This is a genomic window from Leisingera sp. SA215 (assembly GCF_055902035.1).
Genome location: NZ_JBVVXU010000017.1, coordinates 37317 through 59639 on the forward strand (window position 1 = coordinate 37317; position 22323 = coordinate 59639).

Genomic DNA, 22323 nt, shown 5'->3' on the forward strand with positions numbered 1-22323 from the left:
TAGCAACGCAACACAGCCGGGGCAAGCCCCGCGTGCGCTCTGGTAACCCGCAGGCAGGCTGCCTATCTTGACAGCAGCAAGAACAGAGCAGGATCAGGGCCTTGGTGATAACCTCCCTTGCAGATGGGGTGATGAACGGTGTGGAGAACGTCGCCAGCGGCCTGTCATCGGCGCTGTTCGGCCGGCCCTTGCGGCTGGGCGTGACCGGATTGGCGCGCTCCGGCAAGACCGTGTTCATCACTTCTCTGGTGGCCAATCTGCTGGACCGGGGCCGGATGCTGCAGCTGAATGCGGCCCGCGACGGACGGATTGAGACCGCCTTTCTGCAGCCCCAGCCTGACGACACCGTGCCGCGGTTTGACTATGAAAACCACCTCGCGGCCCTGACCGGGCCGTCACCCCGTTGGCCGGACAGCACAAGGGCGGTGTCCGAGCTGCGTCTCAGCCTGAAGGTGCGGCCCGCCGGCTTGATATCGGGGCTGCAGGGGCCGCGCACGCTGCATCTGGATATCGTCGACTATCCGGGCGAGTGGCTCCTGGACCTTGCTCTGCTGGACAAATCCTATGCCGAATGGTCCGCCGATGTGCTGCCGCGCATCGCCAGCCGGCCCCAGGCTGAACGGTTCCTGTCGGAGAAATCCAAGGCTGTCCCCGCGGGGACGCATGACGAGCCGCAGGCGCAGGCGCTGGCCGGGGCCTACACCGCGTACCTGACCGCCGCCCGCGCCGCCGGTTTCTATGACTGCACCCCGGGCCGCTTCCTGCTGCCCGGCGACCTGGAGGGATCGCCGGTTCTCACCTTTGCGCCGCTCCCGCCGGAACCCGCCGCCCCGCGCGGCAGTCTCTGGCGCGAGATGGAACGGCGGTACGAAGCCTATAAGTCCAAGGTCGTCAAACCTTTCTTCCGCGACCACTTTGCCCGCATCGACCGGCAGGTGGTGCTGGTGGATGCGCTGTCGGCGATCCATTCCGGCCCGCAGGCGGTGGAGGACCTGCGCCATGCGATGGCGGATATCCTCAGCGCGTTCAAACCGGGCCGCAACCGTTTTCTGACCAGGCTCTTGGGCGGGAAACGGGTGGAGAAGATCCTGTTTGCCGCCACCAAGGCTGACCATCTGCACCACGCTCAGCACGCCCGTATGGCTGCAATCATAGAGGCGCTGACCCGCGAAGCACAGGACCGTGCCCGTTTTGCAGGCGCAGAAACCGCAGCCCTTGCGATGGCCTCTTTGCGGACCACGACAGAGGAAATGCGCACTCATAACGGCACTGAGCTGCCCTGCGTGCGCGGCACCCTGCTGGACAGCGGCAAGCAGGCGGCGTTTTACCCCGGGGCGTTGCCCGAAGACCCCGCGCACCTGCTGGCACCTGCGCGCCAAGGGGCGGACCGCTGGCTGGAGTGTGATTATCAGGCAATGGCTTTTGCGCCGGTTCCGCTTACTCTGAAACACGGCAGCGGTCCGCCGCATATCCGCCTCGACCGCGCTGCCGAATTCCTGATCGGAGATGCCTTGTGACCCTCGTCTTGCGCGCAGCAACGCCCCTTGATGCCGGTTCGGCGGGGGAGATCCTCTACCGTTTCCAACAGGACACCGAATGGATGCCGAAGCTGTACACATCCGCCGAGGCAGTTGCCTTCTGCGGCCTGATGATCGACCGCGGCTGGGTCACTGTGGCGGTGCGGGGCAGACGCGTGCTGGGCTTCCTGGCCCGTGACGGCGCCGAGGTCTGCGCGCTTTACCTGGCGCAGGGTGCCTGCGGGCAGGGGGCAGGCAAGGCGCTTCTGGATGCCGCCAAGGCTGCCGCCCCGCGGCTCGTGCTCCACACCTTTGCCGCCAATGCCCGCGCACAGCGGTTTTATCAGCGGCAAGGCTTTACCGAAACCGGCCGCGGCGATGGCGCAAGCAATGAGGAAGGCCTGCCGGCCATCACCTATGAATGGCGCAGCTGCCAGGAGGCGGTGGCATGAGCAGCAAGCCGGTTCTGATTGACCTCGTGGGCGAGACGGATGCCCCTTCGGTGACCGAGGCGCCGCCGGTGCCCGAGCCGCAGGCCGCCGCAGCCGGGCCGCCGGCAATGGAACAGGCGGCCCGGATTGCCGCCCGCCGCCCCTCGCGGCTGGCACGCTGGTTCTGGGTGCTGCTGGTTGCGGTCGTTGGCGCCATGGCTTCGGTTGCCGCTTGGGATTTTGCGGCTGGGCTGATCGCACGGGTTCCGCTGCTGGGCTGGGCAGTCAGTGCCGGGCTGGCGGTTCTTCTGCTGCTGGCTTTTGCGATGGCCCTGCGCGAACTGGCGGCGCTGTCCCGGCTGCGGCGCGTCGATACGCTGCGGCAACAGGCCGAGGCGGCAGCGGACCTGTCCGCCGCCCGCGGCTTCACCGCCCGGCTGGAGGGGTTTTACAAGGGCCGCGAGGATCTGGCCTGGCAGCTGGCCCGGCTGGCAGAGCGCCAGGCCGAGGTGATGGACGGCGACGCCCTGCTGCTGCTGGCAGAGGAGGAACTGCTGGTGCCGCTGGATGCGCTGGCGCTGCGCGAGGTCGAAGCCGCCGCCCGGCAGGTTGCCACGGTCACGGCGCTGGTTCCGATGGCGCTGGCAGATGTGGCGGCGGCACTGGTTTCCTCGCTGCGCATGATCCGCCGGGTGGCAGGGATCTACGGCGGCCGGCCCGGGTTCTTCAGTTCCTGGCGGCTGACCCGGGCGGTGCTGGCGCATCTGGCGGCCACCGGGGCCGTGGCCGCAGGCGATGATCTGCTGGAGCCGGTGCTGGGCGGCTCGGTGCTGTCGAAACTCTCCCGCCGTTTCGGAGAGGGGCTGGTGAATGGCGCATTGTCAGCCAGGGTGGGGATTGCTGCCATGGAGGTCTGCCGCCCGATGCCGTTTTCTGCGCAGCATAAGCCCAGCACCCGCAAGGTGGTGCAGCGGGCGCTGACCGGGCTGTTCTCCAAGGCCGGATAAGCAGCGCGCCAGGCTCATGCACAGCATGAGCCGCGCCCAAGCCTGCCTGGGCGGTCTGGCCGGGCCAGGGCTCCTGCAGGCGCGGGAGCATCCGGCAGGCCGCGCTCAGAACAGTTTGGGCGGCTGGTCCTTCGGCTGGCGCATCGCTACGATACCGGTGCGGAAGCCCTCGCCGATGCGGTCGGCCAAGGCCCCCCACTGCAGCGCGGTCCGCTCCGGCAGCTCGGTCCGCAGAACATCGTGGAACAGACCGAGCCATAGCGGGAAATGCTCTGCTTTCACGTCCGGGCGGCTGACATGCTCGCGCATCGGATTGCCGCTGTAGCTTTTCTCCCGCAGGATCGCATTGCGCCAGAAGCCGGCGATTTTCTCCTCATGCTCCGGCCAGTCCGCAACATGGGCGGCAAACACCGGGCCGAGCACGTCGTGGGACCGCACCCGGGCGTAGAAGACGGCAACAACGCGGGCGATCTCGCCGGCGCTGATGTCGAACCGCGCCAGCGGAACTTGCGTTTCGGTGTTGGTCATGGGGGCTCCGCTCTGCTGGGTCCGGCTGATAGATAGACACAGCAGGCCCCATGCGGAAGGGGGGGCGGGCGTATCTGCCGCATCTCACCGCTTTACCCTTTGGCGGGACCATCCTATAAGGCACTTCATGTCCCTATTCGCGGCCATCATTATTCGAATTATATCCCCGGCGCTCTGAAACCATCGAGCCGCCGGGCAAAGGCGCTTGAGCCATCGCGCCGAACCGAATATCCCGATTTCCAGCCTTGATCATCCAAAGGACGCCCCCGATGTGCGCCGACACGCCTCAGACGCCTGACTACAAAGACACCCTGAACCTGCCCAAGACCGCCTTTCCAATGCGTGCGGGCCTGCCCAAGCGGGAGCCTGCCTGGCTGGAACGCTGGGCGGAGATCGGGGTCTATGACCGCTTGCGCGAGAAGGCCGCCGCGGCCAAGGGCACTGACGGCGCGCGCAAGCCCTTCACCCTGCATGACGGCCCGCCCTATGCCAACGGCCACCTGCACATCGGCCACGCGCTGAACAAGACTATCAAGGACATGATCGTGCGCTCGCATCAGATGATGGGCTTTGACGCGCGCTATGTGCCGGGCTGGGACTGCCACGGCCTGCCGATCGAATGGAAGATCGAGGAGCAGTACCGCAAGAAGGGCAAGAACAAGGACGCGGTGCCGGTGGTGGAATTCCGCCAGGAATGCCGCGCCTTTGCCGACAGCTGGGTCGATGTCCAGCGCGAAGAGTTCAAACGGATCGGCATCACCGGCAACTGGGATAATCCCTATCTGACCATGAACTACCACGCCGAGGCGGTGATCGCGGATGAGTTCATGAAATTCCTGATGAACGGCACGCTGTATCAGGGCTCGAAACCCGTGATGTGGTCGCCGGTCGAGAAAACCGCGCTGGCCGAAGCCGAGGTTGAGTATCACGACAAGGAAAGCTTCACCATCTGGGTGAAATTCAAGGTCGCCGAGGCCGGCGGCTTTGTTCCCGCGGATGGCGAGGATGCCGATTTTGCCGGCGCGGATTCCGCGCTGGTGGCGCAGGATCTGGAAGGCGCCCATGTGGTGATCTGGACCACCACCCCCTGGACCATCCCGTCGAACAAGGCGGTGGTCTACGGCGCCGAGATTGCCTATGGCCTGTACGAGGTCACCGGCACGCCGGAGGAATGCTGGGCCAGCACCGGCGAGCGTTTCCTGCTGGCCGACAACCTGGCCGCTGACGTGTTCAAGCGCGCCCGCCTGGGCGAGGATCAATACACCCGCCTGCGCGGGGTCTCGGCCGAGGAACTGTCCAGCCTGTCGCTGAAGCATCCGCTGGCAGGCGCCGAAGGCGCGGGCGGTGAATGGGACGGGATCCGCGATTTCCGTGCGGCCCCCTTCGTGACCGACACCGAAGGCACCGGCTTTGTTCACTGCGCGCCGTCGCACGGGATGGAGGAATTCGAGCTTTACCGGGATCTGGGAATGCTGGAGCAGGTCATCACTTACAACGTGATGGACGATGGCGGATTCCGCGCCGATCTGCCGTTCTTCGGCGGCAAATACATCCTCAACCGCAAGGGCGGCGAGGGCGATGCCAACAAGGCGGTGATCGACAAGCTGGCCGAGGTCGGCGGCCTGCTGGCGCGCGGCAAGATCAAGCACAGCTACCCGCATTCCTGGCGCTCCAAGGCGCCGATCATCTACCGCAACACGCCGCAGTGGTTTGCTTCTGTCGACCGTCAGCTGGACGACGGCATGGATGAGATGGGCACCAGCATCCGCGAACGCGCGCTGCGTTCGATCGACGAGCTGGTGAAATGGTGGCCGCAAACCGGCCGCAACCGCCTGCATTCGATGATCGAAAGCCGCCCCGACTGGGTGTTGAGCCGCCAGCGCGCCTGGGGCGTGCCGCTCACCTGCTTCACCAAAAAAGGCGCTCTGCCCACCGATGCGGACTTCCTGTTGCGCAATGACGAGGTGAACAAGCGCATCGTCGCCGAGTTCGACGCCCATGGCGCGGACGTCTGGTATCAGGAGGGCTTCAAGGCCAAGGTGCTGGACGGCATCGTTGATGCGGACGCCTATGATCAGGTGTTCGATGTGCTGGACGTGTGGTTCGATAGCGGTTCGACCCATGCCTTTGTGCTGCGCGACCGCGAGGACGGCACCGAGGACGGCATTGCCGACGTCTACATGGAAGGCACCGACCAGCACCGCGGCTGGTTCCACTCCTCGCTGCTGCAGGCCTGCGGCACCAAGGGGCGCGCGCCGTACCGCAATGTGGTGACACATGGGTTCACGCTCGACGAGAAGGGCATGAAAATGTCCAAATCGCTGGGCAACACCATCGTGCCGGAAGAGGTCATCAAACAGTACGGCGCCGATATCCTGCGCCTGTGGGTGGCTCAGACCGATTACACCGCAGACCAGCGGATCGGGCCGGAGATCCTGAAAGGCACCGCCGACAGCTACCGCCGCCTGCGCAACACCATGCGCTTCCTGCTGGGCAGCTTGAGCGATTTCACCGAAGATCAGCGCGTGGAGCCGGCGGATATGCCGGAGCTGGAGCAATGGGTTCTGCACCGGCTGGCCGAGCTGGACAGCAAGGTGCGCAGCGGCTATCAGACCTTTGATTTTCAGGGTGTGTTCTCGGCGGTGTTCAACTTTGCCACCGTGGATCTGTCGGCCTTCTACTTCGACGTCCGCAAGGATGCGCTGTATTGCGACGGCGACACGCTGAACGCCCGTGCTGCGCGCACCGTGCTGGATATCCTGTTCCACCGCCTGACCACCTGGCTGGCACCGGTGCTGGTGTTCACCATGGAAGAGGTCTGGCTGGAGAAGTATCCGGGCGCGGGCAGCTCAATCCACCTGCAGGATATTCCCAGCACCCCCGCCGGCTGGCTGAATGAGGCGCTGGCGGCGAAATGGTCCAAGATCCGCCAGGCCCGCCGGGTGGTGACAGCCGCGCTGGAGGTGCAGCGCACCGACAAGGTGATCGGCGCCTCGCTGGAAGCCGCGCCGGTGGTGCATGTACGCGACAGCGAAGCGCTGAAGGCGCTGAATTCGGTGAACTTCGCCGATGTCTGCATCACCTCGGACATCCTGCTGACGAGCGATCCGGCCCCGGCCGAGGCCTTCAGGATGCCGGAAGTGGATGGCGTCTCGGTGGTGTTCGAAAAGGCCGAAGGCGGCAAGTGCCAGCGCTGCTGGAAGATCCTCCCCGATGTGGGCAATCACGCCCATGACGGGGTCTGCGGCCGTTGCGACAGCGCGCTGGGATAACCCGGCATTCAGCTTTTGAGTGTGTTTGGCGCCCGGCTTAATTGCCGGGCGCTTTCATTTCTGCGCTGTTCTTGCGGCATTTTCCGCACTTTTTCCGTGTGCAGCCTTGTGTATTGCCAAATTGAAACCCCCTAGATGTTGACCGGTTTTTCACAATTCATTAAGAAATCGTTAATTCAATGCAAGGTTTCAGCCGAAATTTATTAAGGCATAGGGCGGGGGCAGTATTTTATGCTGAAGCGGAAAGCGGACGTGCAGCGGGCGGCTGTGCCGGGCAAGCCGCGCGGTGCATCTATCCGGATTGACGGGGTGTCGGCACCAACGAATATGAAAATCGGGCTGGTTACGGTCCGCTCCGGGCCAGTGCCGCAGCCTGCTGTTGAGAGGGCAAAGCCTGCCTCGCCGAAACCCGCAGCCGTCATGGCGGCGAAACCCGCCGGTTCCGCGGCGGATGAGCAAAAGATTACCCCGGAACCGCAGCCCTTTGCGCCGGTGCCGGCTGAGGGCGGCAGCACGCTGCCTAAGCTGGGCCTGGCAGCAGCCGGCCTGGCAGTGGCTGCGGCGATGCTATTGTATTTCCAGTTCAGCGGCGGAGACCCGGCTGCACCAGCTCAGCAGCCTGGCCTGCAAAGGACGGCAGCGGACGGCGCCGGCGGCGAAGACGCCATGGTCGCCCGCATGACTGCCGGCACCCTGGCCGCGCTGCGCAGCAAGCGGGTAAATCCTGAAAGCCGGACCCAGGCGGCAGCTGTCGTTCCGGCCGCAGGCACAGCGCTCTACAAGTTGGTGCTGACCGCCGCGGCCCAGGGCCAGTCCGGTGCCTATATCGACCAGCTGGTGAACGCGGCATACGAGCGCAAGGAAATCACCGTGCCTGCCAGCCTGATCGGGGCTGACGGGCGGGTTGATACGGCAACGCTGCTGGTCCTGTTCGTCGGCAACTGATCTTTGCGCCGGGGCCGTTCCTGTTTGCCCTTCGGGGGTGGGTGCCGGAGCAGGCCAGGGACCATACATAACAACCAGAACAACGGGTGCTGCAGACCGGAACCGGCTGCGGTGCAGATTATTTCCCGGGGGGACTATGAAGAAAAACATTGCAGCCGCTGCCATGGGCCTGCTTGCCTTTGCAGTCAATTCTGCTGCGGCCGGGACCTGCGGCGGGGTCTATGCCGTGCAGCCGGGCGACAGCCTGTCGGTGATCGCGGACAAGCTGTACAAGGATGCGGGAAAATGGAGCGCGATTCACAGCCGCAACATTGATACAATCGGTCCCAAGCCAAGTGCCTTGCGTGTCGGCATGAACCTGTCGCTGGCCTGTCTTGAGGGCCTGCCTCTGGGCCTAGTAGGCGGCAAGGAAATCTCAGCCAGCGTGCCGGCGCAGGCCAGACCGGTGCGGATTGCCTTTGGCAGCGCCGAGGGACGCCATCGCATCAACCTGCTGACCGCGGATGACTTTGCCCCCTTCACCGGCAGGGACTTGCACAACGGCGGCATGATGACCGACGTGCTGAATGCCGCAATGCGCCATGCCGATCCGGAGCAGGGCTACGCCGTGCATTGGGTCGACCTGTGGACGGCGCATGAAGAGCCGTTGCTGTCGAACGCGCTGCTGAACGCGGGATTTCCCTGGTACAAGCCGGACTGCGAAAACAGTCCCGAAGAACCGCGCTGCAAGAATTTCCTGTTCTCGGATCCGATGTTCGAAGTTCTGGTGCTGATGTTCACCGACAAGGCGCGGCCCCTGGCCTTCACCAAGGACGAAGACCTGTTCGGCAAGACCTTCTGCCGTCCGCAGGGCTATGAGACGTATCTGTTCGAACAGCAGGGCCGCCACTGGCTGCGCGACGGCAAGGTCGAGGTGGTGCAGCCGCTGACCACCGCCGAATGCTACGCGATGGTGCTGGACGGCAAGGCGGATGCGGTTGTGATGAACGAATTCACCGGCCGTGCGCAGATCAAGGAGCTGGGCCTGTCGGACCGTTTTGATGCGGTGCCGGAGCCGATTTCGATCCAGGCGCTGCATGTGATTGTCCACAAGACTCACCCCAAGGCCCAGCAGTTGATGGAGATGGTCAACGCGTCGCTGCGCGGCATCCGCCAGAACGGCACCTATCAGGCGATCATCGAATATCACATGGCCAGGGTCTGGGCCGGATATTGAAGGGGAAAAGCATGCTGAGCAGATTCTGCCGCCGCCTGCCGGGCTATGTCTTGGGCCTCGGGCTGCTGCTGGGGCTGCTGCCCTCGGCGGCCCTGGCGATCTGCGATGTGGAATATGTCGCGCAGCCGGGGGACAACCTGTTTTCGATCGCTGAAACCCATTTTGGCGACCGCGAGCGCTGGACCATGATTTACTACCGCAACCAGGATGTTCTGGCCGGCTCGTCGGTGGTGCCGGGCCGCAAGCTGCAGATCCCCTGCATCAAGCAGGCGAGCGCACCGGACGCCACCCCGCTGCGCAGGCAGCAGGCCGAGATGACGCTGCTGACCGGCGGCGGCTATGCCCCCTTTACCGGCCGCGGGCTGCCGGGCCAGGGCATGGTGACCGAGCTGGTCAATGCAGCGCTGGAACTGGCGCCTTCGCCGGTGTCTTACGCAATCAGCTGGGAGGATGACTGGTCCAGGCATCTGTTTCCGATGCTGGACCAAAAGGAATTCGATATGGGTTTTCCCTGGCTCAAACCGGATTGCGCGGCGGAGCCGGACAATGAGCGCTGCGCGAATTTCCACTTCTCGGACCCGGTGATGACGCTGCCGATCATGCTGTTTGTGCGGCAGGACGATCAGTTTGCCTTTAGGGAAGACAGGGATATCGAAGGCAGAACCTTATGCCGCCCCAAGGGCTATTTCACGCATGATTTGAACCGCGCCGGCCGCCGCTGGCTGGACGAGGGCAAGATCACCCTGGTGCAGCCGCAATCACCGGCCGACTGTTTCCGCATGGTGTCCCGGCGCCAGGTGGATGCGGTGGCGGTGAACCTGTTTCTGGGCGCCAGCACCATCGTCCGGGAAGGTCTGCGCGACACGGTGCTGCCGCTGGAAAAACCGCTCTCCGTGGAAGGCTTGCACGTGGTGATTTCCAAACGCCACTGGCGCGGCACCCCGCATCTTTACCGGATCAATGCAGGGTTGAAAAAGCTGCGCGACAGCGGCCGGTTTGAAGACATCATGTCGCGCCACCTGGAGCTGTTCTGGGCCCAGCTGCGGTGATGCGATTGGCGGGCCTGCAGGATCAGAATGCCTTGCGGGCCTCCAGATACCGGGCCTCGGCGGCCATGGCGGAGGCCGTTTTCGGGCCTGCCTGAAAGCCGCTCGCCAGGTCCAGGTAATAGGCCGCCATGTCGAGGCCGTTCAATTGTTTCAGCCCCAGTGCCTCGGTCCGGGCAGCCGCACGGGCAGGGCCGACGTGCTGGGGGATCAAGGCATCCGGGCGTTCACCGTTCAACACCTGTTCGCGGGTAATGCTGCGGGCCAGGCCCTGGGTGCTGCCCGCGATCAGCGGTGCATCCACCTGCTGGCCGCCTGCTTCCGCGATTGCCGGCTGCCGCTGGTAGGCGGCCTGCATCTGTTTCATGGTGTTGTACAGGCTGGCTGTGCTGGAAACTGCAGTAATCATTAAACTCATCCTTAATACCGTTCTTGAAACTTACTTTATAATAATTTGATGTAATGTGGTGGGGATTTCTCAACACTGGTTAATGGGCCGTTAATACCTTCGGCCGGGCATCGGGCGGAACGCAGCAAGGCCAGAGGTCCTGCGGCTGGCGCCTGTCCTGCCGGGGATGCGTGCGATGCAAGGGGCGAAAAGGGATAATCATGGTTTCAGACAGTCTCGAAACACCCGTTGGGGCGCTCAGCGTGACGGAACGCGACGGCGCCATTGTGCGGCTCGCCTGGTCCGCGCAGTCAACCGGCCGATCGGCGCTGCTGGACAACGCCCTGGCGCAACTGCGCGCGTATTTTGCCGGCCGGCTGACAGAGTTCGACCTGCCGTTGCTGGTGGAGGGATCGGACTTCCAGCGAAGGGTTTGCGATGCGATGCTGGCAATCCCTCTGGGGGAAACCCGCACTTATGGCGATATTGCCCGGGAGCTGAATGCGCCGCCGCAGCCGGTTGGCAATGCCTGCGGCAGCAACCCGATCCCGGTGATCATTCCCTGCCACCGGGTGCTGAGTGCAACCGGCCTGGGCGGATTTTCCGGGTCGGGCGGGGTCGAAACCAAAGTCGCGCTTCTGAAACACGAGGGCGCCGCCAGCCTGCTGATCTGACCGCTCAGATTATCCATGCAGCCGCGTCCGGCTTCCTTCTGGCCTGAAATACTCCGGAGTGAATGCGCCCTGCAAGGGCGCAGAAGGGCTGTGCCCCTCAGCGCTGCGGGCTCACGGGTGGGACGCCGAGCGGCGCTGTTCAGGAATGATCTGCTGGGCAACGCCGACAAACAGCAGGTAGACCGACGTCACCACCAGCCCCCAATGCGCCCAGCTGGCGGGGTGGAAATCAACCCAGGCGGCCCAGCCGGCAAAGAAGGTCCAGGCCAGCGCCATCGGCAATGACAGCTTGCGCCAGCGCACGGTGCGCACCGGATGAATGAATTTCAGCGGCAGGAACATCGCCACGGACAGCAGCGTCACCAGGATCAGGCTGGTCCAATGGCTCGGCTCCAGCGCAAAGATCACCAGCACCAGCATATTCCAGCAGCCGGGAAAGCCGGCAAAGGAATTGTCCTTGGTCTTCATCCTGGTGTCGGCGAAATACATCGCGCTGCCAAAGGTGATTACGATGATCGCAAACCAACCGGTCCAGCCCGCCATCAGCCCCGATTGGAACAGCGCAAAGGCAGGAATGAAGACATAGGTCAGGTAGTCGATGATCAGGTCCAGCAGCACCCCGTCGAATTCCGGCGAGTAGCGTTTGACGTGATAATGCCGCGCCAGCGGGCCATCCACGCCGTCAACGGCAAAGGCAACCACAAGCCAGACAAACATCAGGCTCCAGTTGGCACCCGCCGCAGCCAGCATCGCCAGCATGGCGAACACGGCACCGGTTGCAGTCAGCAGATGAACGGAAAGGGCGCGGATCTGAGGTGTCATGCGCCCGTGATGGCGAATTTGCCCCGATCCCGCAAGCGTTCAATGCAGCTTTGGGCGGAATTCCGTACCTTTGAAGAACTGGATACGGGCCATCCGCTGGCCAAAAGGAACGGGGTCGGTGATATCAGGCGGGGAGAAGGGCGCCCTGGAGGGCCGGTCGCGTGTCCGCTCCCAGGGTTGCGTCCCGGGCGGCGGGGCAGGGGCGGCAGGGGCGCCATCGGCAAACAAGGCTGAATAGCCGGAACTGGTCATGGCAGAATCCTTTCTGGATCAATGTCTGCCATCAAGCCCGCAGCGCCTTAACAGCAGCTTTCCCGCTGCCGTGAAAATAGAGCGCATTTTAACAATGCAGATGCGCCGCAGCGCTAGCCGCAGCAGGCGCCGCTGGTCTGCACCGGCGGGCAGGGGACACTGCCGTAAGAACAGAAAACGCAGCAATCCCCGGGTTTTGGCCGCAGCAAGGCGCGGCAGGCCGGGCATTCATGAAACCACTGACAGCTGTCCTGCGGCATTTCTTCCGCGGTCTCATGCCCGCAAAAAGGACAGCTGAGAACGCTGATCAGGACCGGGGAACCGGGTTCAGTTGCAGACATGCGGCAGACCTTTCTGAGATCAGCAAAGGCCAGCCAGGCCCCGGGGTCAAGTCATGCCTTGGGGTGCGCCCGCATGTAGACCTCCATCAGATGGGTGGTGTCCACCGCTGTATAGGCCTGGGTGGTCGACAGGGATGCGTGCCCCAGCAATTCCTGAATCGCCCTCAAATCGCCGCCTGCCTCCAAGAGATGGGTGGCAAAGCTGTGGCGCAGGGCGTGCGGGGTTGCGGTTGCGGGCAGGCCCAGCTGGGCGCGGGTGCGGGCCATCACCCCCTGGATCTGGCGCGGGTTCAGCGCGCCGCCCCGCACACCGCGGAACAGCGGCGCGTCCGCCTCCTGCGGATGCGGGCACAGCTCAAGATAGCGCGCCACCGCATCGCGGGCGGCAGGCAGTACCGGCACCACCCGCTCTTTCCTGCCCTTGCCGAGAATGCGCAGCACCGGCGGCAGCGGCGCGGCACCGCCCTTCAGCCCCAGCGCTTCGGAGATCCTGAGCCCGCAGCCGTAGAGCAGCGTCACCACTGCCACATCGCGCGCCGCAACCCAATCCTGCTGCGACTGCAGCTCCACCGTCTCCAGCACCGCCTTGGCGGCCTCCGGCGCCAGCGGGCGGGGCAGTTTCTTCTGGAACTTGGGGGAGCGCGCCAGCAGCACCGCGGCCGGTTCAAAACCTTCGCGTTCCGCCAGCCAGCGGTAGAAATTCTTCACCGCCGACAGCTTGCGCGCCAGCGACCGCGCACCGGTGCCCGAGCCGCGCTCCGACGCCATCCAGGCGCGCATATCAGCGGTGGTGATCCGGGCCAGCGCCCCCAGGCCCTGGGGGCCGCCGGAATGCGCTGTCATAAAGACCAGAAAAGCACTGACATCGCTGCGATAGGCGCTCAGCGTGTTGGCAGAGGCATCCTCCAGCCCGGCCAAACGCTCCAGCCAAAGCTGCAGGGCGTCGCGGCAGGCCGGGGAGATCAGTGTCATGACAGCCAGCAGCGCATCGCGCGTTCGAAGACGCCGGCGAAAAACGCCAGCAGATCGGTGCCCTGCATCGGCGAGAACTGATGCGGGTCTTCCGAGCCCATTACCAGCATGCCGGGCAGGCGGCCCTCGCCCAGGTCCAGCATCAGGCAGGCCTCGGAGCGGATCCGCTCCGCTTTCGGGCCGTAGACACGCGGGCTGCCGCCCTGGGTCTGGCGCAGGGTCACAATGCGCTGGCTGCGGGGCTGGCCGGCATAGCTTTCGGTGAACCCGGGGCCTGACAGCTTCAGGGCGCCGGACTTGCGTTCAATCTCGGCGCCGCCGGGCTGGGCGGTCTCAAGCACCAGCGTCAGCGACTGCACCCGCAGGATCTCCGGCATTTCCTGTTCCAGGCAGGCCAGGAAGGCGGCGAAGTCCTGCGGCTCCAGCAGCCGCAGCACGGCGCGGTGGATCAGGTTGGTGCCGGCCAGGTTGTCATAGGCCGCGGCGATCACCGAACGGTGGGTGTCTTCCAGCCGGTCGAGCCGGGCCGCCAGCCGCTCCATCGCGATGCCGCGCAGGTCGACCACGTTGGAACCCATCGCGCGCTCATTGGCGGCGACAAGCGCATTCATCAGGTGCTGGTCCTCCAGCACCGCATCGGGTTTGGCGAGGATCGCCTCGCGCAACTGGTCTTCCAGGCTGGCTGAATTGCTTGAACTGCTCATGATTGAAACTCTTGCGGCTCCGGACCTCTGACGGGTTTGGATCCGTATATAACATGGGAACCGGGCTTTGCTGCGGAAAAATGCAGGGGCAGCGGAAATTGCCGCGGCGGCGTCAAGCGCCGCTGCAGGCGCGCTGCCGGGCCCAAGCCCCCGCACGGTCCGGTGCCAGCCGGGAAACGCAGGGCGCGCGGGAGTGCTCAGCCGATGGCAGGCATCTTTGAAACAGAAAGCAGCGAACAAAAAAGGCGCCCGGAAACCGGGGCGCCTTTCTCTGTTCTGTGTCCACGAGGCAGAATCAGAGGATTTTGATTTCAGCCGCTTTGATATCGGCCAGGAAAGCATCCAGGCCTTTGTCGGTCAGCGGGTGGTTGACCATCGATTTGATCACGGCGGGCGGCGCGGTGATCACATCGGCGCCGATCCGGGCCGAGTCCAGTACGTGGTTCACCGAGCGGATCGAGGCCGCCAGGATCTGGGTTTCAAACCCGTAGTTGTCATAGATGGTGCGGATGTCTTCGATCACTTCCATGCCGTCCAGGTTGATGTCATCCAGACGCCCGATGAAGGGGGAGATGAAGGTCGCGCCCGCCTTGGCCGCCAGCAGCGCCTGATTGGCAGAGAAGCACAGGGTCACATTCACCATATGGCCATCATCGCTGAGGGTCTTGCAAGCTTTCAGACCGTCCCAGGTCAGCGGCACCTTGACGGCGATGTTCTCGGCGATCTCGACCAGCTTGCGGCCTTCGGCGATCATGGTTCCGGCGTCGGTTGCGGTCACCTCGGCAGAGACCGGCCCATCGACCAGATCGCAGATCTCCTTGGTCACTTCGATGATGTCGCGGCCGGATTTCTTGATCAGCGAGGGGTTGGTGGTGACACCGTCCACCATGCCCAGATCGTTCAGCTCGGCAATCGCGTCGATCTCGGCGGTATCTACGAAGAATTTCATGGGGCAGTCCTTTGGATGGGTTGGCCTCGGTCGCCACAGCCTTTACCTCATGGATATACGGGCGGCAACACGGGCGGCAGGATGAGCGGGCAGGAGTTCTTTCAGGCAGGCGAACGGGTCGGGGTGCTGACCACGCAACCCCTTGACCGGCTTCTGGATTACCGTGCGCCGGAGGGCGGCTGTTTCCTGGGGGCCTATGTCGAGGTGCCGCTGGGGCCGCGCAAGGTTCTGGGGGTGGTCTGGGGGCCGGGCGCGGGGGATTTCGATTCGGCCAAGCTGCGCGCGGTGATCCGGGTGCTGGACGTGGCGCCGATGCGCGCAGAGATGCGCCAGTTCCTGGCCAAGGCCGCCGATTACACCCTGACCCCGATGTCCGCGATGCTGCGGCTGGCCACCCGCGCGCCGGGGCTCAGCGATCCGCCCTCAATGCGCAAGATCCTGCGCCGGGGCGAAGGCGCACCAGACCGGATGACCGAGGCCCGCAGCCGTGTGCTGGAAGTGATGGAGCAATACGGCGGCCTTGCCTTCACCCCGCGCGAACTGGCCGGTATGGCGGATGTGACGCCTTCGGTGGTGAAGGGGCTGGTGAAACAGGGCGCCCTGCGGGAGGAGGAAGCCCCGCGCGATCTGCCGTATCCGCAGCTGAACCCGGACCTGCCCGGCAAGGCCTTGACCGAGGATCAGGCTGCCGCCGCCGCCGCTCTGGCGGAGGGCGTGCAGAGCGGGCGCTATGGCACCACGCTGCTGAAGGGGGTCACCGGCTCTGGCAAGACGGAGGTCTATCTGGAGGCGGTCGCGGCCTGCTTGCGCGCCGGGCGGCAAGGGCTCGTGCTGCTGCCGGAGATTGCGCTGACGGCGGAATTCTTGACCCGGGTGGAGGCGCGGTTCGGCGCCAAACCCGCCGAGTGGCACTCGGGCGCCACCATGACCGAGCGCCGGCGGGTCTGGAAAATGGTCGGGCAAGGGGCCGCCGGCCTTGTGATCGGCGCGCGCTCGGCGCTGTTCCTGCCGTTCCGCGACCTTGGCCTGATCATCGTTGATGAGGAACACGACACCTCCTACAAGCAGGAAGACGGCGTTCTGTACAACGCCCGTGACATGGCGGTGCTGCGGGCAGCGATGTGTTCGGCCCAGGTGGTGCTGGCTTCGGCCACGCCCAGCCTCGAAAGCTGGGTCAATGCCGAGGCGGGCAAATACAAGCGCCTGGATCTGACTGCGCGGTTTGGCGCCGCGGTGCTGCCGCAGATGCGGTCGGTGGACATGCGCAGCGAAGACCTGCTGCCCTCGACCTGGATTTCCCCGACGCTGAAACAGGCAATGAAGCTCAGGCTGGAGCGCGGCGAGCAGTCGCTCTTGTTCCTGAACCGTCGCGGCTTTGCGCCGGTCACCATCTGCCGCGCCTGCGGTGCGCAGGTGGCCTGCGACCATTGCGACGCGCGGATGGTGGAACACCGCTTCATGAAACGGCTGATGTGCCACCAGTGCGGCGAAACCAAACCGGTGCCCGAGGCCTGCCCGTCCTGCGAAGTGGAGGGCAAGATGGCGCCGGTCGGCCCCGGCATCGAGAGGCTGGCCGAGGAGGCCACCGGCCTGTTCCCGGAAGCGCGGATCGCGGTGCTGAGTTCCGACCTGTTCGGCTCCGCCCGCGCCCTGAAAAGCCGGATCGAGGAGATCGCCAAGGGCGAGGCCGACATCATCCTGGGCACTCAGCTGGTCGCCAAGGGACATAATTTTCCGCTGCTGACACTGGTCGGCGTGATCGACGCTGACCTGGGGCTGCAAGGTTCGGACCTGCGCGCCGCAGAGCGCACGTTCCAGCTGATGCGCCAGGTGGCGGGCCGCGCAGGCCGCGCCGAACGGCCGGGAGAAGCCTTGATGCAGACGTTCCAGCCGGAACATCCGGTGATCCGGGCGATCCTGTCGGGGGATGAGGAAAGCTTCTGGAAGGCCGAGGCTGCCGAGCGCCAGGCGGCGGGGGTGCCGCCCTATGGCCGCATGGCGGGGATCATCCTGTCGGGGCCGGATCTGGCGGCGGTTTTTGACTTGGGCAATGCGATGGCCCGCAATGACGGCGCCCTCCGCCAGATCGGTGCGCAGGTGTTTGGACCGGCGCCCGCGCCGATTGCCCGCGTCCGCGGCCGCCACCGGGTGCGGCTGCTGGTCAAGGCCGCCAAGGGCGTGCCGCTGCAGGAGGCGATCGCCCGCTGGACCGCGCCGTTGCGCCTCAAAGGGGACTTGCGGCTGAGCATCGACATTGATCCGCAGAGCTTTTTCTGACACTGCGGGCGGGGACGGGGGCTTTGCCCCCGGCGTCCTGACGGCCGGCTCCCCCAGAGTATTGGGGACCAGAAAGAAGCGGTCTTCCCCTTTTCTTGAAATACCCCGGAGCGCGAGGTTGGGCCTCGTATTTCCCATTGCCGCCGACCGCCCGCGCCTCTGCGCGCTGATGCGGAGCTTGATGTGCGGGCGCGATTTCCCTCTCGCCAGGCGCGTCGAAGCGGCGTAAACCCGAGCCCATGTTCAGACCCATGCCCCTCTCCAGCGCCCAAGGCCTGCCGTTCTGGCGCCGTCCGGTGACGCTGCTGTTCCTGATGGCGCTGGCGATGCCGATCGCCTTCAACGCCTGGAGCGCGCTGCTCAATAATTTCGTGATCGAGGCGGCGCAATTCGACGGCGCCGATATCGGTCTGTTGCATACGGTGCGCGAGATCCCGGGCTTTCTGGCTGTTGGCGTCATCGCGGTCATTCTATTTGTGCGGGAGCAGGTGCTGGGGCTGATCTCGCTTGTCTTGCTGGGGGCGGCCACAGCTGTCACCGCCTGGTTCCCCTCGCTGGGCGGGCTGCTGATGGTGACGCTGCTCAGCTCGATCGGCTTTCATTATTACGAGACGGTGAACCAGTCGCTGCAGCTGCAATGGCTGTCCAAGGAGAAGGCACCGCAGACATTGGGCTGGCTGGTCGCGGCAGGCTCAGCGGCGACGCTGGTGGTCTACGGGCTGATCGTGCTGACCTGGGACAGGTTTGATCTGGCCTATAACACCGTCTTTCTGGCCGCAGGCGGGGCAACGGTGCTGATCGCGCTGTTTGCGCTCTTTGCCTATCCGCAGTTCGACGCGCCGCATCCGCAGACCAAGAAGCTGATCCTGCGAAAACGCTATTGGCTGTATTATGCGCTGCAGTTCATGGCGGGGGCACGGCGGCAGATCTTTGTGGTTTTTGCCGGCTTCATGATGGTCGAGAAATTCGGCTTTGATGTGCATGAGCTGACCGGGCTTTATATGATCAACCTGGTGATCAACATGGTTGCAGCGCCGATGCTGGGCAAGGCGGTGGCGATGTTCGGCGAGCGCCGCACGCTGATCCTGGAATACAGCGGGCTGGCAATTGTCTTTGCGTCTTATGGCGGGATCTATTGGTTCGGCTGGGGGGTGGCGGTTGCGGCGGTGCTTTACGTGATCGACCACGTGCTGTTTGCGCTGGCGCTGGCGCTGAAAACCTATTTCCAGAAAATCGCCGATCCCGGCGACATCGCCCCCACCGCGGCGGTGGCCTTTACCATCAATCATATCGCGGCGGTGTTCCTGCCGGTGCTGCTGGGGCTGTTGTGGGTGTTTTCGCCGGGGATGGTCTTTGTTCTGGCGGCAGCCATGGCGCTGGTGTCGTTGTCCCTGTCGCTGCTGATCCCGCGCCATCCTGAACCTGGCAACGAGACCATCTTCAGCAAATACGCAAGCCCGGCGCCGGCTGAGTAGCCCGGCAGCCCGCGGCGCCAGCCGCGCGGCGGGCACCCGCGCACACAGTGAGCGCGGGCGCTGCCTGGCCTGCGGCCAGGCGGGGGTGCTTGACGCGGGCGGCGCGGCGGCCTAGGCGCTTGCCAACAGTTTCAGGAGAGACGCCATGCCCACATTCACCGCCCTCACCACGCTCACCGGAAAAGCCCAGGCCGAAGCGCTGGGCGAGGCTATGGAGCGTCTGACCCCGGAACCCAGCGGCGTGGGCGTGTTCGAAATGGAGGACGGCTCCGGCCTGTGGGAAGTCGGCGGCTATTTCACGGACGCACCGGATGCAGCCGGTCTTGCCCTGCTGGCCGCGCTGCACGAAGCCAAGCCCTTTGTGGTTTCGGAACTGCCGGAAACCGACTGGGTCGCCCATGTGCGCCGCGAACTGGCGCCGGTCGAAGCGGGCCGTTTCTTTGTCTATGGCTCGCATGACGCGGACAAGCTGCCCGCGGACCGGATCCCGCTGCTGATCGAGGCGGCGATGGCCTTCGGCACCGGCCATCACGGCACCACTCTGGGCTGCCTCAAGGCCCTGGATCATCTGCTGGATCAGGGCTTTCGCGGCGCAAAAGTGGCCGACATCGGCTGCGGCACCGCGGTGCTGGCGATGGCCGCAGCCCGGGTCTGGGACGGCACCATTCTGGCCAGCGACATCGACCAGGTTGCCGTTGAAGTCGCCGAAGCAAATCTTAAGGCGAACGGTATGGAAGGCCAGGTTGCCTGTGTGGAAGCGGCTGGATTTGATCACCCGGATCTGCAGGCGCAGGCGCCGTTCGACCTCATCTTCGCGAACATTCTGAAAGGGCCTCTGGTAGCCTTGGCCCCGGATGTAGCTGCGAATCTGCGTCCCGGCGGCTATGCGATTCTCTCCGGAATCCTGAACGAGCAGGCCGAGGACGTGGTTAATGTTTATGCGCAGAATGGCATCAATCCCGAGCGCCGGGATGAAATTGGTGAATGGACAACGCTGCTTTTGCGTAAAGCGGGCTGATTGACTTAACTTTGCGGTGAATTTTAGGGATTTGCCGCATTTCCGCCGCATTTCAAGCCAAAGATGGGCCATCCGCTGGTGGGGGCCAGTTCGGAGGCTCGTAATGGGCGAACATCGTGATCAGTTCCAGGCGCGTTTGAAGCAGATCAACCGCAAACATGAAGCCCTGTCCGCGGGTTATTCCGCAAAACTGCGGCCGGACGGGCTGCTGGTGGTGAGACCGCACAGGCTGCGGACCCGGGGTTCGGGGCGTTCCATCCTTCTCTTTGTTGCAGCAGTCCTGCTGTTCAAAAGCTTCCTGATGGCCGCGCTTGGCTTTGGCAGCTATGACGCGCGGGTGCAGACCCTGGCCGCCGGCAGCGGCGTGGAGCGCGCGGGCGCCTTTCTGATGCAGGCCGATCCGGTGTCGGTCTTCGTGGCCCGCAAAATCGGACCGGTTCTGCGCTGACAGGAATGGAAGCGGGGGCAAATAGGCCGCGCGGCAGGGGGAGCCGGCGGCCTTTTTGCTGCGGTGTCGCATGCCGGTCCAGCAACGAAAAACGCCGCGGCCCTGTGCAGGTCCGCGGCGTTTCCCTAGTCGCCCCGAGGGAGGAGGCAGGGCGTTAAGAGGGGTCTCAGAAAGCAGTTTCGCCGGTCGCAACGGACTCGATGTCGCAGCGCGACAGGCCGATGTCGGCCAGCTCGCGGTCGGACAGGCCCGACAGGGCGTTGCGGGTCGCGCGGGCATCGTTCCAGGCTGCAAACATGCCGGTTGCGGAGGCAACCAGTGCGCCGAAGCGGCCAAACAGGCCGGTGGAACCATACGTGGTGCGGGTGGTGTCAAATGCGGCCATATCCGTGTCCTCTGATCTGGTGTTGGCTTTCGTCGCGGTGTTGCGATGGCCGGCATTTAGTGACGAAAATTCAGCCCGGCAAGATCTGAAATTGCATGCGTCATATGCACCGGACGCATAGCTTTGCGCCTTTATTATAAGGGCCGATGAGCTGCGCGCTGCTTTTGCCGGAAAATGTCGCTCCGCCTAGTGCAGAGGGTCGGTTTCAGGACAGGATTTGCTGCCTTGGCGGTGCGCTGGCGCTGGGAAAGCAATTGGACATGTTCGCGGTTTGTGCTAACCGTTGAAAAAATATTTGCAATAAGCAGGCGGGGACCGGGCACATCATGCGGATTCTGGGAATTGATCCGGGGCTGCGCACCCTAGGATGGGGGGTCATCGAATCAAATGGCCCGCGCCTGAGCCATGTGGCCAACGGGCATTGCTGTTCGGATGGCGATGATCTGGGGGAGCGGCTGCTGTCGCTGCACAATCAGGTCACCGAGATCATTGAGTCCTATGCCCCGGATCAGGCCGCGATCGAACAGACCTTTGTGAACAAGGACGGTGCCGGCACCCTGAAACTGGGACAGGCGCGCGGGGTGGCGCTGCTGACCCTCGCCAAGGCGGGATTGCCGGTGGGCGAATATGCCCCCAACCGGGTCAAAAAGACCGTGGTCGGCGTGGGGCACGCTGAAAAGGAACAGGTCATGCATATGGTCAAGCTGCAGCTGCCCGGCTGTGCGCCCAAGGGCGCCGATGCGGCGGATGCGCTGGCGATTGCCATCTGCCATGCATACTATGGGGCCGCCTCGCAGCGGCAGCTGAAGGAGAAACGCGCATGACCGGCAAACTGGCATGATTGGCAAATTGACGGGCCGTCTGGATTACCGGGCGCAGGATCATGTGCTGATCGACGTGCGCGGCGTCGGCTATATCGTCTATTGCTCCGACCGCACCATGGCGGCACTGCCGGGCACGGGCGAAGCGGTCGCGCTGTATACCGAATTGGTGGTGCGCGAAGACCTGATGCAGCTGTATGGCTTCACTTCGCTGGCGGAAAAGGAATGGCACCGGCTGCTGACCTCGGTGCAGGGGGTCGGGGCCAAGGTCTCGCTGGCCATCCTCGGCGCCCTCGGGCCGGACGGGGTCAGCCGGGCGATCGCGCTTGGCGACTGGGCGTCGGTCAAGGCGGCCAAGGGCGTCGGCCCCAAGACCGCGCAGCGCATCGTGCTGGACCTCAAGGACAAGGCGCCGGGTGTGATGGCGATGGGCGGCACCGTAGCGGATGCGATGGACGGCCCGGGGCTGGAGGTGGTTGAGGATGCCGGGCCTGCACCGGCTGCCAAACCGGCCCGCAGGGCGCCGCCCAGGAAACCTTCCGGCGCTGCTGCTGCCTCTGCCGGGGCGCTGTCGGCCCTGGGCAATCTGGGCTATGGTCCGTCGGATGCCGCAGCGGCAGTGGCCGAGGCCGCCGCCACCTGGCCGGACGCGGATGAGCCGGAGCTGATCCGCGCAGCGCTGCGCCTGCTGGCACCGAAGGGGTGATCGGAAAATGGTATTGAAACACAAAGGGCAGTGCCCGGCCGCGGGTGGAAAGCGAAGCGCCCGTCCAGGGGGGCGGACGGGCGCTGCCCGGCCTGGCGGCCAGGCGGTACAGCTGAAAACTGACAGGCG

General features: G+C 64.6%; 23 protein-coding genes. 14 read left to right on the top strand and 9 right to left on the bottom strand.

Annotated elements, in window-relative coordinates; translation table 11 throughout:
- Nucleotides 1-101 precede the first annotated feature (101 nt).
- Genes AC0KW6_RS16135 through AC0KW6_RS16145 form a run of 3 tightly spaced genes read left to right on the top strand, consistent with a single transcriptional unit; the run spans nucleotide 102 to nucleotide 2955 of the window.
- Nucleotides 102-1517 (top strand): YcjX family GTP-binding protein, encoded by a 1416-nt coding sequence (locus AC0KW6_RS16135; protein WP_474035400.1) that lies wholly within the window; start codon nucleotides 102-104, stop codon nucleotides 1515-1517.
- Nucleotides 1514-1969 carry a GNAT family N-acetyltransferase gene (locus AC0KW6_RS16140; protein ID WP_474035401.1) on the top strand — a complete coding sequence of 152 codons (456 nt, stop codon included), beginning with the start codon at nucleotides 1514-1516 and terminating at the stop codon, nucleotides 1967-1969. The genes AC0KW6_RS16135 and AC0KW6_RS16140 overlap by 4 nt, the downstream gene beginning before the upstream one ends.
- On the top strand, nucleotides 1966-2955 hold the full coding sequence (locus AC0KW6_RS16145) for a YcjF family protein (RefSeq protein ID WP_474035402.1): 990 nt from the start codon (nucleotides 1966-1968) through the stop codon (nucleotides 2953-2955). The genes AC0KW6_RS16140 and AC0KW6_RS16145 overlap by 4 nt, the downstream gene beginning before the upstream one ends.
- Before the next feature lie 105 nt (nucleotides 2956-3060).
- On the opposite strand, the gene AC0KW6_RS16150 is transcribed toward AC0KW6_RS16145, so the two are convergent.
- Nucleotides 3061-3483, bottom strand: coding sequence for a group III truncated hemoglobin (locus AC0KW6_RS16150; protein ID WP_474035403.1), 423 nt, complete (start codon nucleotides 3481-3483; stop codon nucleotides 3061-3063).
- Nucleotides 3484-3752: 269 nt separating this feature from the next.
- Here AC0KW6_RS16150 and ileS point away from each other — a divergent pair, with 269 nt between their 5' ends.
- The 4 genes from ileS to AC0KW6_RS16170 all read left to right on the top strand — a co-directional run bounded on the left by ileS (nucleotide 3753) and on the right by AC0KW6_RS16170 (nucleotide 9965).
- The gene (gene ileS, locus AC0KW6_RS16155) at nucleotides 3753-6755 is read left to right on the top strand and encodes an isoleucine--tRNA ligase (protein ID WP_474035404.1); all 3003 of its coding nucleotides are present in this window, start codon (nucleotides 3753-3755) and stop codon (nucleotides 6753-6755) included.
- 231 nt (nucleotides 6756-6986) lie between these two features.
- Entirely contained in the window at nucleotides 6987-7700 is a 714-nt protein-coding gene (locus tag AC0KW6_RS16160) for a hypothetical protein (protein ID WP_474035405.1), read from the top strand.
- A gap of 136 nt (nucleotides 7701-7836) precedes the next feature.
- The gene (locus AC0KW6_RS16165) at nucleotides 7837-8916 is read left to right on the top strand and encodes a peptidoglycan-binding protein LysM (protein WP_474035406.1); all 1080 of its coding nucleotides are present in this window, start codon (nucleotides 7837-7839) and stop codon (nucleotides 8914-8916) included.
- Between the two features lie 11 nt (nucleotides 8917-8927).
- Entirely contained in the window at nucleotides 8928-9965 is a 1038-nt protein-coding gene (locus AC0KW6_RS16170; RefSeq protein WP_474035407.1) for an ABC transporter substrate-binding protein, read from the top strand.
- A gap of 22 nt (nucleotides 9966-9987) precedes the next feature.
- On the opposite strand, the gene AC0KW6_RS16175 is transcribed toward AC0KW6_RS16170, so the two are convergent.
- The gene (locus tag AC0KW6_RS16175) at nucleotides 9988-10371 is read right to left on the bottom strand and encodes a hypothetical protein (protein ID WP_323777816.1); all 384 of its coding nucleotides are present in this window, start codon (nucleotides 10369-10371) and stop codon (nucleotides 9988-9990) included.
- 200 nt (nucleotides 10372-10571) lie between these two features.
- Between AC0KW6_RS16175 and AC0KW6_RS16180 the strand changes: the two genes are divergently transcribed.
- Nucleotides 10572-11024: a methylated-DNA--[protein]-cysteine S-methyltransferase gene (locus AC0KW6_RS16180; RefSeq protein ID WP_323777818.1), complete on the top strand. Its 453-nt coding sequence runs from the start codon at nucleotides 10572-10574 to the stop codon at nucleotides 11022-11024.
- 111 nt (nucleotides 11025-11135) lie between these two features.
- Here the strand turns inward: AC0KW6_RS16180 and AC0KW6_RS16185 are convergent, their stop codons facing one another.
- The 6 genes from AC0KW6_RS16185 to fsa all read right to left on the bottom strand — a co-directional run bounded on the left by AC0KW6_RS16185 (nucleotide 11136) and on the right by fsa (nucleotide 15064).
- On the bottom strand, nucleotides 11136-11846 hold the full coding sequence (locus AC0KW6_RS16185; RefSeq protein ID WP_323777819.1) for a CDP-alcohol phosphatidyltransferase family protein: 711 nt from the start codon (nucleotides 11844-11846) through the stop codon (nucleotides 11136-11138).
- Between the two features lie 39 nt (nucleotides 11847-11885).
- On the bottom strand, nucleotides 11886-12098 hold the full coding sequence (locus AC0KW6_RS16190; protein ID WP_474035408.1) for a hypothetical protein: 213 nt from the start codon (nucleotides 12096-12098) through the stop codon (nucleotides 11886-11888).
- A 113-nt stretch (nucleotides 12099-12211) separates the two neighbouring features.
- The gene (locus tag AC0KW6_RS16195; RefSeq protein WP_323777821.1) at nucleotides 12212-12439 is read right to left on the bottom strand and encodes a GDCCVxC domain-containing (seleno)protein; all 228 of its coding nucleotides are present in this window, start codon (nucleotides 12437-12439) and stop codon (nucleotides 12212-12214) included.
- Nucleotides 12440-12490: 51 nt separating this feature from the next.
- Entirely contained in the window at nucleotides 12491-13411 is a 921-nt protein-coding gene (locus tag AC0KW6_RS16200) for a tyrosine recombinase XerC (RefSeq protein ID WP_474035409.1), read from the bottom strand.
- The gene (locus AC0KW6_RS16205) at nucleotides 13408-14115 is read right to left on the bottom strand and encodes a DUF484 family protein (protein WP_323777825.1); all 708 of its coding nucleotides are present in this window, start codon (nucleotides 14113-14115) and stop codon (nucleotides 13408-13410) included. Before AC0KW6_RS16205 ends, AC0KW6_RS16200 begins: the two co-directional genes overlap by 4 nt.
- 295 nt (nucleotides 14116-14410) lie before the next feature.
- Nucleotides 14411-15064 (bottom strand): fructose-6-phosphate aldolase, encoded by a 654-nt coding sequence (fsa, locus tag AC0KW6_RS16210; protein WP_323777826.1) that lies wholly within the window; start codon nucleotides 15062-15064, stop codon nucleotides 14411-14413.
- An 81-nt stretch (nucleotides 15065-15145) separates the two neighbouring features.
- On the opposite strand from fsa, the gene AC0KW6_RS16215 reads away from it, so the two are divergent.
- The 4 genes from AC0KW6_RS16215 to AC0KW6_RS16230 all read left to right on the top strand — a co-directional run bounded on the left by AC0KW6_RS16215 (nucleotide 15146) and on the right by AC0KW6_RS16230 (nucleotide 20282).
- Nucleotides 15146-17341 (top strand): primosomal protein N', encoded by a 2196-nt coding sequence (locus tag AC0KW6_RS16215; protein ID WP_474035410.1) that lies wholly within the window; start codon nucleotides 15146-15148, stop codon nucleotides 17339-17341.
- Nucleotides 17342-17580: 239 nt separating this feature from the next.
- The gene (locus AC0KW6_RS16220; protein WP_474035411.1) at nucleotides 17581-18816 is read left to right on the top strand and encodes an MFS transporter; all 1236 of its coding nucleotides are present in this window, start codon (nucleotides 17581-17583) and stop codon (nucleotides 18814-18816) included.
- A 145-nt stretch (nucleotides 18817-18961) separates the two neighbouring features.
- A complete protein-coding gene (locus AC0KW6_RS16225) occupies nucleotides 18962-19834 on the top strand; it encodes a 50S ribosomal protein L11 methyltransferase (RefSeq protein WP_474035412.1) in 873 nt (290 codons plus the stop codon).
- A gap of 103 nt (nucleotides 19835-19937) precedes the next feature.
- On the top strand, nucleotides 19938-20282 hold the full coding sequence (locus AC0KW6_RS16230) for a hypothetical protein (protein WP_323779855.1): 345 nt from the start codon (nucleotides 19938-19940) through the stop codon (nucleotides 20280-20282).
- A gap of 166 nt (nucleotides 20283-20448) precedes the next feature.
- On the opposite strand, the gene AC0KW6_RS16235 is transcribed toward AC0KW6_RS16230, so the two are convergent.
- The gene (locus tag AC0KW6_RS16235) at nucleotides 20449-20667 is read right to left on the bottom strand and encodes a DUF1127 domain-containing protein (RefSeq protein ID WP_323779858.1); all 219 of its coding nucleotides are present in this window, start codon (nucleotides 20665-20667) and stop codon (nucleotides 20449-20451) included.
- A gap of 326 nt (nucleotides 20668-20993) precedes the next feature.
- On the opposite strand from AC0KW6_RS16235, the gene ruvC reads away from it, so the two are divergent.
- Both ruvC and ruvA read left to right on the top strand, forming a co-directional pair.
- Complete coding sequence (gene ruvC / locus AC0KW6_RS16240) at nucleotides 20994-21491, top strand: crossover junction endodeoxyribonuclease RuvC (protein WP_323779861.1); 498 nt, start codon at nucleotides 20994-20996, stop codon at nucleotides 21489-21491.
- Nucleotides 21492-21504: 13 nt separating this feature from the next.
- Complete coding sequence (gene ruvA, locus AC0KW6_RS16245) at nucleotides 21505-22194, top strand: Holliday junction branch migration protein RuvA (RefSeq protein ID WP_323779864.1); 690 nt, start codon at nucleotides 21505-21507, stop codon at nucleotides 22192-22194.
- Nucleotides 22195-22323 lie beyond the last annotated feature (129 nt).